The organism is Oribacterium sp. KHPX15 (assembly GCF_900107835.1).
Taxonomy (GTDB): domain Bacteria; phylum Bacillota; class Clostridia; order Lachnospirales; family Lachnospiraceae; genus Oribacterium.
This window is the reverse complement of sequence record NZ_FNRG01000017.1, coordinates 81424-90090: the sequence shown is the minus strand read 5'-3', so window position 1 is coordinate 90090 and position 8667 is coordinate 81424. Positions and strand designations below refer to the sequence as shown.

At 39.2% G+C, this 8667-nt stretch carries 10 protein-coding genes; 7 read left to right on the top strand and 3 right to left on the bottom strand.

Going from position 1 to position 8667, the window contains the following annotated elements:
• The first annotated feature begins 382 nt into the window (after positions 1-382).
• From BLV86_RS17870 to BLV86_RS11065, 7 genes are all read left to right on the top strand, one after another.
• Positions 383-529 (top strand): hypothetical protein, encoded by a 147-nt coding sequence (locus BLV86_RS17870; protein WP_175456520.1) that lies wholly within the window; start codon positions 383-385, stop codon positions 527-529.
• A gap of 263 nt (positions 530-792) precedes the next feature.
• Positions 793-1497, top strand: a complete 705-nt coding sequence (locus BLV86_RS11090) for a LytR/AlgR family response regulator transcription factor (protein WP_090817245.1) — start codon at positions 793-795, stop codon at positions 1495-1497.
• 221 nt (positions 1498-1718) lie between these two features.
• Positions 1719-3095, top strand: coding sequence for a sensor histidine kinase (locus tag BLV86_RS11085; protein ID WP_175456519.1), 1377 nt, complete (start codon positions 1719-1721; stop codon positions 3093-3095).
• A gap of 326 nt (positions 3096-3421) precedes the next feature.
• Positions 3422-4225 (top strand): DUF6033 family protein, encoded by an 804-nt coding sequence (locus tag BLV86_RS17865; RefSeq protein ID WP_175456518.1) that lies wholly within the window; start codon positions 3422-3424, stop codon positions 4223-4225.
• Between the two features lie 380 nt (positions 4226-4605).
• The gene (locus tag BLV86_RS11075; protein ID WP_090817239.1) at positions 4606-5361 is read left to right on the top strand and encodes a LytR/AlgR family response regulator transcription factor; all 756 of its coding nucleotides are present in this window, start codon (positions 4606-4608) and stop codon (positions 5359-5361) included.
• Positions 5354-6796 carry a sensor histidine kinase gene (locus tag BLV86_RS11070; RefSeq protein WP_090817236.1) on the top strand — a complete coding sequence of 481 codons (1443 nt, stop codon included), beginning with the start codon at positions 5354-5356 and terminating at the stop codon, positions 6794-6796. Before BLV86_RS11075 ends, BLV86_RS11070 begins: the two co-directional genes overlap by 8 nt.
• 84 nt (positions 6797-6880) lie before the next feature.
• A complete protein-coding gene (locus BLV86_RS11065; protein WP_090817233.1) occupies positions 6881-7627 on the top strand; it encodes a hypothetical protein in 747 nt (248 codons plus the stop codon).
• Between the two features lie 20 nt (positions 7628-7647).
• Here the strand turns inward: BLV86_RS11065 and BLV86_RS17860 are convergent, their stop codons facing one another.
• Genes BLV86_RS17860 through BLV86_RS11050 form a run of 3 tightly spaced genes read right to left on the bottom strand, consistent with a single transcriptional unit; the run spans position 7648 to position 8511 of the window.
• Entirely contained in the window at positions 7648-7806 is a 159-nt protein-coding gene (locus BLV86_RS17860) for a hypothetical protein (protein ID WP_175456517.1), read from the bottom strand.
• A 28-nt stretch (positions 7807-7834) separates the two neighbouring features.
• On the bottom strand, positions 7835-8239 hold the full coding sequence (locus BLV86_RS11055; RefSeq protein WP_029199661.1) for a putative toxin-antitoxin system toxin component, PIN family: 405 nt from the start codon (positions 8237-8239) through the stop codon (positions 7835-7837).
• A complete protein-coding gene (locus BLV86_RS11050; protein ID WP_090817230.1) occupies positions 8236-8511 on the bottom strand; it encodes an AbrB/MazE/SpoVT family DNA-binding domain-containing protein in 276 nt (91 codons plus the stop codon). Before BLV86_RS11050 ends, BLV86_RS11055 begins: the two co-directional genes overlap by 4 nt.
• Between the last annotated feature and the right edge of the window lie 156 nt (positions 8512-8667).

Sequence of the window (8667 nt, the reverse complement as noted above, 5' to 3'; positions counted from 1 at the left end):
AGAAATTACGCAATTACGCATTACAAATATTTGAAATTTGACAAAAAAATAAGGCGTGGAGCGCCTCCTGGGGTTTTGGGGTGTCAAAGACCCGGTGATGCACAGCCTTATAAGTGAGCGAGTTAACAGCAGGGACAAGGTTTCTTGTCCCTGTTTTATGTTTAGGTGGAATATGAGAAGCTTAAAGTTATATGAAGTTGATGCTTATGATAAAGCGCAAGTTAAAGCGCAAAGTGCTTTGATGTTATCGTCAAGAATAGAAAATAGAGCTTGAAAAAACGGTAAAATATGGTATTATAACCTCAACAGAGTTGCCAGGTGCGAATAACACTTGGGACCAAGCCGAGCGTTGAGCTTGGCTTTTTTACTTTATGGAGAATATATGGATTTAAAGAAACCATACACAATAGATGAACAGATAAAAAAGCTAAAAGATCATGGAGTAGTAATATCTGATGAGGCATTTGCAAGAAATGTACTTCAGAAAAACAGCAACTTATATTGTAAATGCCTAAAACAAGGCATTTAGGGCAGTGAAATAGTTCTCAAAGAGATAATCTTCGAAGAATCGAAAAGAATTCACAACCCCCGGAAACTGATGTGTTTCCGGGGGTTTTATTTGGGAAAATTAATGAACTTACCGTTCACTGCAGAAAATCAACCATTTACTACATTGGCAGATGACTATATCGGTTTATAGTAGATAATATATAAATAGTATGCTTTTCGGGAGGGCGTAAGATATCCGGTGGATGTCTGATCTGTGCCGGCCGGAGTTGATCGGAGACAGACATGAGAATTGCTATTTGTGATGATGAAAAAAGAATATGTGACATACTTGCTGAGAAAGTTGCAAAAATCTGTCCGGAGGCAGAGATTATTACATTCACTTCCGGAGGAGAGCTATTGGCTGCCGATAAACTCCCGGATATTCTATTACTTGATATCTGGATGCCTGAGATGAGCGGAATGGATGTGGCAAAGACATTGAGAGACAGAGATTGGAGAAAGATACTAATCTTTGTAACCGGTGAAGAAAGTCAGGTGTTTAGTTCATTTGATCTGCATCCATTTCATTTTCTTGTGAAACCTTTTGCAGATGAAAAGCTTAATGAAGTAATTGATGATGCCATGAAAGAACTGGAGCGATGCGGGGATTTGTCGGGGAATCATGACAAGTATATTGAAATCCAGTCAGGGACCTCGCATATCCGCATAAATCTGTCAAGGCTCGTATATGCAGAGGTGTATGACCGGAAAACAATACTTCATATGAAGGATGAAAACATAGAATACTATGGACAGTTATCGGCACTTGAAAGCCTTGTAGGAAGTGACTTCTATCGTATACACAGATCATATCTTGTAAACATGAAGTATGTGGAGCGATATGACAGGACAACACTGATAACGTGCAGAGGAGATAATGTTCCTATTGCAAGAAGGGAGTATGAAGGATTTATCAGAGCCTATATGGAGTATTGCAGATGTTGTTAAACTACCTATGCGGAAGTTAAAAAATAAAATAGAATCGGGAACTACTATATTGCGTCATGATAAATTAAAATCGGGACTAAATAAATGAGATAATATGAATTACGTGTCGGAAATATCGACAAATAGTAACATTTCAGCCAGTGGACCAAGTGGACGGAGTTAGTGGTCCACCGGCTGAAATGTTCCACAAAAAGCATATATACGTTAAGGAGAAGCAATTCATGGCGTTAGACATGATGAGAGCAATTGGGGATACTGTGGTAGTTACCACTAATCTATTTATAAGTGCATTGCTTGTGATGCGTTTTTATATTCCATACATGAGGAAGAAATCAGGGGCTGTGATCATAGGTATAGCCTACTTCATAATCATGTTAATCATATATTTAATCCCATATCCCATGTCAGGTCTTACGGCATATCCTTTGGGGATGATAACTGTTTTAACAATATCTATTCTTGTTGAAAAGAAAAATATCACACAGAAATGCTTTCTGGCTTTGACCATATATATGTTCCTGTGGATATCCAGTGAAATGTCATTGTTGCCATGGAAAGGCATTAGCAGGATAACGTTTATGAATCCACAACTAAGCGATGGCATGCAGCAGTTTGTGCTCTATTATGTCGCGGTAACGCTATTGTATGTTATTCAGAATGTACTCAGGTATCTTGAAATCATAATATCTGAAAAAGTCTATTACAGAAAAAAGGAACAAATGTCGTGGAGTGAGTTCATTCTGTTTGTGACATCCTACGTTGCAATAATTGCAGGATATTGGATATCCTCATTTTTATCTGATGCATATTTCAAAACTGTTAAGGAGCATGTACCCGACAGATATACTATATATGACGGACTGCGTGGGCTATTCGGATTTATTGCGTTCCTGGCAACTATCTCAGTTATTTACTTATATCAAAAGATAAAGCAGTCACGGGACGATCAACTGCAGAACGCACTTGTATCAAAACAGGTGGAAGAACTGTCAGTTCATGTGCATTCGATTGAAAAGCTGTATGCTGAAATCCGCGGAATAAAGCACGATATAAATGATCACATCATGGTTTTGGGGAATCTTTTGGAAAAAGGTGATAATGCTTCGGCCGTAACATATCTTAATGAATGGCATGATGGCTTTCCGGCTACGAATATAAATGCCGGAACGGGCAATCCTGTCACGGACATTGTTATATCAGAAAAAAGACGAGAAGCTGAGGAATCAGGTATTGAGTTCATTGACGAGTTCCGTTATCCCACAACCGGTAAGGTTGAAGCTATAGATATAGCTGTAATACTCAACAATGCTTTGGCAAATGCTGTCACAGCATCAAAAGAATGCTCTGGTTCAACGATAGAAGTAAAATCCATGAAGAACAACAATGCTTACCTGATACAGGTAAAGAATAGCTTTTCGGGAGAATTGTCCTTGAATCCGGATACGGGGCTGCCTGAAACCTCAAAGGATGATATAGAAAGCCATGGATACGGACTTAGGAATATAAAACGGATCACGGAAAAATATTACGGAACCATTCAGCTGGAGCAGAAAGAGGACACTGTGATTTTTACAGCCATGTTGATGATACCGGAATGATAAATAACGTTTCCTTGGTTAAAGCGAACTTCTGTAAACAACAGAAAATCGAATGATCATGCGGAATATAGGCTATCATGAAATGATGAAAATTATTTCGTGGTAGCCTTTACCATTTACATCAGAAAATCTACCGTTCACTTCATTGGGGTTAATATGTGGCCCTGATGTTCGAAGAAAAGAGTAGAGAGGTATAACTATCAAATCATAATCATATGAAATGGATGTCAGGATTAAAGATTGATAGATTCGAGTTTTCCAAATGTCCGGTTTGAAACAAACATGCTTTCAATGGGACGTTGTTCACTGCAAAGGAGGGCAGGAATATGGCAATGGATATAAATGGTGTATATGTTAACTACGCAGGAGCATATACCAATCAAAAGACTACAAATCGAACAAGTAATTCAAAAGTTGTAAATGAATCCGGGAATTCAACCGGTCAGATATCATCCGTTGAGAATGAAAATAGTTCTAACAACATAAGGAAAACAGCGGCGGATGAATTGAAATATCTCAGTAAAAAATATGGTGGCTACACTTTTGCCGCGGCAAATTTCCAGCCGGGAATGAGATATGGTTCCAATAAAACAACCAATGTAGCAATCTCTCCGGACTTCTTACAGAAGATGGCAAATGATCCAGAGCTTGAAGAGGAATATGAAAAAGAAATTGCAAATATGCAAGCGTTGGATGCACAAAGACGTCAAAGAATAGAGAGTGGTGGCGGTACTGTTGTTGCTATGGGATGGGCCATAGATAAGGACGGAGGCATTAGCTGCTGGTCTATAGGTAAGTATGATGACAGTCGTTCAAAGGTAACGTCTCCAAATGAATATGGAGCTAAGATCCGTCAGCAAAAGGCAGAAAAGAAAAAAACTGAAGAAAAGGTTGCGGAAAGGAAAAAAGAAAAAGCAGAGCAAAAAGAGGCTTTGGAAGAAAAGTTAAAAGTGGCACGGGAAGAAAAGGCTGCCTTGAAAGAAAAGATAGATAGTGACAATAAGCGGGTTTTGGGAGACAAGTACAAAGGATCCGATATGTATGATATCACGAAGGATATTCTTTTCGGAGAAGCAAGGAAAGGATTAAAGAATGATATGGTTGGTTTTAATTTTGACAAGAAGTTATAAATGCTAAAAAAGGAAGGGAGCCGGACTAATCCGACTCCCTTCAAGTATGCATCCGCAAATGCATACCCCAATTACTATTTGCAAGTATAAAGTAAATGATAAAAAAATCAATGCTTAGATGAAGTTTTTCAAAGTTGTCATTCTGGATGCAAGATCAGGTCTTATAAACTTGCTCTGAGTTATAAAAAAAGGGAACCGGATTGTACCGATTCCCTTCAATCATAAACTTTGTTGGGGTAAGATCCCTTTTTTGAATCGTATAACTAGATATTTCACTGCAAAAATCTCGTCGTTCACAACATTATAATGAAAAGCAGAATACATTATGGCTATATAATAGTAGATCATTCAATGATAAAAGGAACGAAAGGAATTCGGAAATGAATATAGCTGTATGCGATGACGACATAAATGTCAGAAACCAATTAGCTGATCTGATAAGGAAACAATATGCAGATGTGAAAATCAGTTTCTTTAAGGGAAGTGAGGACCTGATTTCCTGCGAAGATTTTTTCAATATTTATTTTCTTGATATCGAAATGGGAGATGTATCTGGAATAGAGCTCGCGAAGCATATCCGTGAAAGGCAGGAAGATTCCGTAAAAAGTATATGCAGGGAACATGAAGATCTGGGGAAGCGCAGCATCATCATATTCGTTACAGCTTACAGAGAGTATATGGAAGAAGCCTTCGATGTAAATGCTTTTCATTATCTTGTGAAACCTATCAAGGAAAGCAAGTTTGCTGAGGTGTTTCAACGGGCGCTTAAAGAGGCTTGGTCTTCTGACGAACAACGAAATAAATATGTGATCATTAAAGACGGGGAGAATAGGAAAAAAATCTTATTTTCCGAGATTCAATATATCGAAAGCAATGATAGGAAGGTGGTTTTCCATACAGACAGTGGACTCGCAGAAACCTATGCCAGAATGTGCGATCTTGAAAATGAATTGGGGGATACTTTCTTTAGGTGCCATAGGTGCTATCTTGTGAATTTCGAAAAGGTGACGGCTTATTCCGTGAACAGCATTCGGGTACTAAACGGCGACAGCATTATCATTGCCGAAAAGAAGTATACGGATTTCGTCAAAGCGTTTCTTCGCTACGCCAAAAACGGAGGTATAGTGAATGTTTGACCTTTTGACTATTACATTGACACTGCCGATATATGTATCAGATGCGATTTTCAGTGGGATATACGTAGCTGCGTTCCTAAAACCGAAACACTCCATAAAGTTAATACACATTCTCTGGACAACCATTTACCTTTCAGTGGAAGCTGTACTATATAAAGTGATGGACACGCAAACCGTTGCATTTCGTACATTGCTGGACCTTACATTGCTGTACCTTCTCGAGCTTTTGTTTTTTGAACGGGATTTCAAAAGGCAGACATTCGCCGCCATAAGCTTTACCGCCGGAAAAGAGTTGATCAGAAACATCGGAAGTGTCGGCTATTACCTAATCTCCCAAGAAACTTGGGGCATGTTTGAAAGCCTCGTTCTTGAACCCGAAAACCTAACCGTGGAAAAAGCAGATATGTTTCTCAATATCTATCTTTTCGCTCAAAGCTTAGCATCCGTAGCCATATATGTGGGGCTAATGTTTACATATCTCAAAGTCCTCAGTGGAAAATATATCCACAAAGGCTACGAGCCAAGCCCGGGAGAGAGTATCTTTTTGATACTTCCGTGCATTACGGGCCTTGGGGTGTCCATGACCTTGCGGGTAATGATATTGAAAATAAACGAAAGATTATCCCTGCTGATTTATGACAAGGTTCCGGAGATTCTTATATGGATTATAGTCATTTGTTTGCTGCTCCTTTGCTCCATTATTGCTGCTATGATGATGTTTCAATACCTCATTGAACGTAATGAAGAGAGGCGGAAGCAGACAATCCTGGAAAAGCAAGTGGAACAGCTTCACAGGGAGATAGAGGATGTTGAAAATATTTATTCTGACCTACGTGGCCTTAAGCATGATATGAGGAATCATTTGAACCATATCATGCAATATGTAAAGAATGTCGGGAACGATACTGATACTGCGGAGATAGACGGTTACATCGGTGAACTGGAAACTGCAGTGAATCAACTGGATTTTTCATTAAAGAGCGGAAATCCAATCACGGATATCATAATTTATCAAAGGATGCAGGAAACGAAGAGGAGTGGCATTTCTTTTGAACCGGACTTTGTGGCACCGCGTTCTGGCCCCATAGATATTTATGACATTGCAGTCATTCTGGATAATGCTTTGGACAATGCCTTTGAAGCTTGCCGGAAGGTGGAGGGTGCAAGAGAAATTTCTCTTAAGTCCTATATGAAAGGAACCCTGTACTTTATTGAGATTGAAAATGTATTTGACGGGAAGGTGACTTTTGACAAAGATACAGGACTTCCCGTGACGAGTAAAATGGATAAACATTCGCATGGGATTGGGATGTCGAATATTCAAAAATGCGCAAGAAAATATATGGGGGATGTAGACATTGAGATTTATAAAAAAGGAGAAAGACAGATGTTTTGTTTGACAGTTATGATGAATAATAAGTGCACAAGGAATTGACTGCAAGAATAGTGGTGTTCACTGCAATTGCATTATATCTGGTTTCTGACCTCCGAAGTAAAGATTAGATGAAGGAGGTTTGAAATGGCAGTAGAGATTAATGATACATATGGAAAATATGTCGGCAATAATGTAAATCCAAAGATAATAAAACGAGGAAAGAACTCCGGAATCAGACGAGACACAGAGATGGGAGACAGAGCCGGAGAGTCAGTAGTTGAAGTATTGCTAAACCAAAAAGATACCCTGGAGATTTCCGAACAGGGTAGGACAGCCTTAAAGGAAAAACAGGCAGTGGAGGATATAAAATCCAATCTGTCATTTGATACAGTTGACGATCTTTCAAAATACCTTTATGAGAACTTCAACATTGTAAAACAGGGCATGGCGGAAATCTCATCAAAATACCTGAGAGATTGCCTCACGGATCCGGACAAACGCCAGTCTCTTTTCGAAAATTTAAAGGCAGCAGATGAAGCTCTTGAAGAAAAGCAGGGAGAAGTAGGCTTCCAAAGCATGAAGATAAAAATCGACGATGATGGAGAAGTCACAACGGAATCCACCAGTAAATCTGTGGCTGTCAACGAACAAAAGAGAAGGAGACAGATTGCAGCAGCTGCTACCAGAGGTGACATGCAGGCAATCATCGCCTTGCTGGAACAGGATCTTCAGGAGGTGGAAGCAGGACTTGAAGAAAATGCCTGCGACGAAAGAGAAGTGGAAAAGGTGAAAGCACTTCTTTCGGAGGCAAAACAGAAGATGTCCTCCCTTCCTGACCGTGAACCCACACCGGAAGAACAAGCTATTATGATGATGAATACGTTGATGTGAAAATATAAAAGGGAGTCGGATTAATCTGACTCCCTTTTGAATTGGGAAAGCTCTTCTTTGGAAAGAATAGGATTATCTTCATCGAAAACATATTTAGTTTTTTCCGCCTCTTTCAGCATATTTAACTGTTCATTTGTTAGTTTTGCGGATACATTTATTGTTTTTCTGATATCAGCCATGTCGTTAATTTATGGAGAAGATTTTCTCTCAATTGCCATCTAAAAAGGTAGAGACACTGATTATTCTTGGATCAGTAACTGATGATTCAAGAAAGTCTTTGTCTCCGGTAAGAAACAGATCCGCTCCTTCGTTAAGAGCAGCGCGTAAAATAGGGCGATCCTTTTCGTCTCTGATAAGACTTTCATCTTCCAGTATGTTTTCAGGCGTTTGTACCACTTTGATAGTTTGTAATGCAGAAAAAAGGAATGCTTCTAATTCCACCATTTTGTTCGGGAATTTCTCACGAAACTTTCTACGAAGTTCATCTACCACGTAGTCGCAAGTGACAGGCTGATAAGGTTCAACCATGGCTTTGTAAAGTGCCTTTGCTGCACGTCCCTCAGGAAATAGTGCAGCAGAAATAAAGATGTTGGTGTCTATCATCACTTTCATTGCTGATTTTCCTCACGCCTTGACTTGGTAATCCATTCAGCAATTTCTTCTTCTGACTGGAAGTCTGCTAATGCAGCTTCACCTTTCATTTGTTCCTGAAGCCGCATCAGGGCATATACTGCTGAATTCACAACGCGCACACTATTACCTTCTACAATAAATGTCACTCTGTCTCCGGTATTGATTCCTAATGCCTCTCTGACATTCTTTGGGATGGTTACCTGACCTTTGGACATTACTCTCGCATCATTAACAAAATTTGCATCTGTCATATAATTAATCCTCCTTAAAGTAGGGAAGTAGGGAAATCCTACATATATTGTATATTTTTAATTTCTGTTTTTCAATACACGAGAATACACATATCTATGTGCAAAAAAATGCAACCCGAATCTGCTTTACTATTCATAACCCGTTAGAAAATTGTT

Coding starts and splice junctions, on each gene's coding strand:
- BLV86_RS17870 (WP_175456520.1), top strand. CDS start 383: ATGGATTTAAAGAAACCATACACAATAGATGAACAGATAAAAAAGCTA.
- BLV86_RS11090 (WP_090817245.1), top strand. CDS start 793: ATGAGAATTGCTATTTGTGATGATGAAAAAAGAATATGTGACATACTT.
- BLV86_RS11085 (WP_175456519.1), top strand. CDS start 1,719: ATGGCGTTAGACATGATGAGAGCAATTGGGGATACTGTGGTAGTTACC.
- BLV86_RS17865 (WP_175456518.1), top strand. CDS start 3,422: ATGGCAATGGATATAAATGGTGTATATGTTAACTACGCAGGAGCATAT.
- BLV86_RS11075 (WP_090817239.1), top strand. CDS start 4,606: ATGAATATAGCTGTATGCGATGACGACATAAATGTCAGAAACCAATTA.
- BLV86_RS11070 (WP_090817236.1), top strand. CDS start 5,354: ATGTTTGACCTTTTGACTATTACATTGACACTGCCGATATATGTATCA.
- BLV86_RS11065 (WP_090817233.1), top strand. CDS start 6,881: ATGGCAGTAGAGATTAATGATACATATGGAAAATATGTCGGCAATAAT.
- BLV86_RS17860 (WP_175456517.1), bottom strand. CDS start 7,806: ATGGCTGATATCAGAAAAACAATAAATGTATCCGCAAAACTAACAAAT.
- BLV86_RS11055 (WP_029199661.1), bottom strand. CDS start 8,239: ATGAAAGTGATGATAGACACCAACATCTTTATTTCTGCTGCACTATTT.
- BLV86_RS11050 (WP_090817230.1), bottom strand. CDS start 8,511: ATGACAGATGCAAATTTTGTTAATGATGCGAGAGTAATGTCCAAAGGT.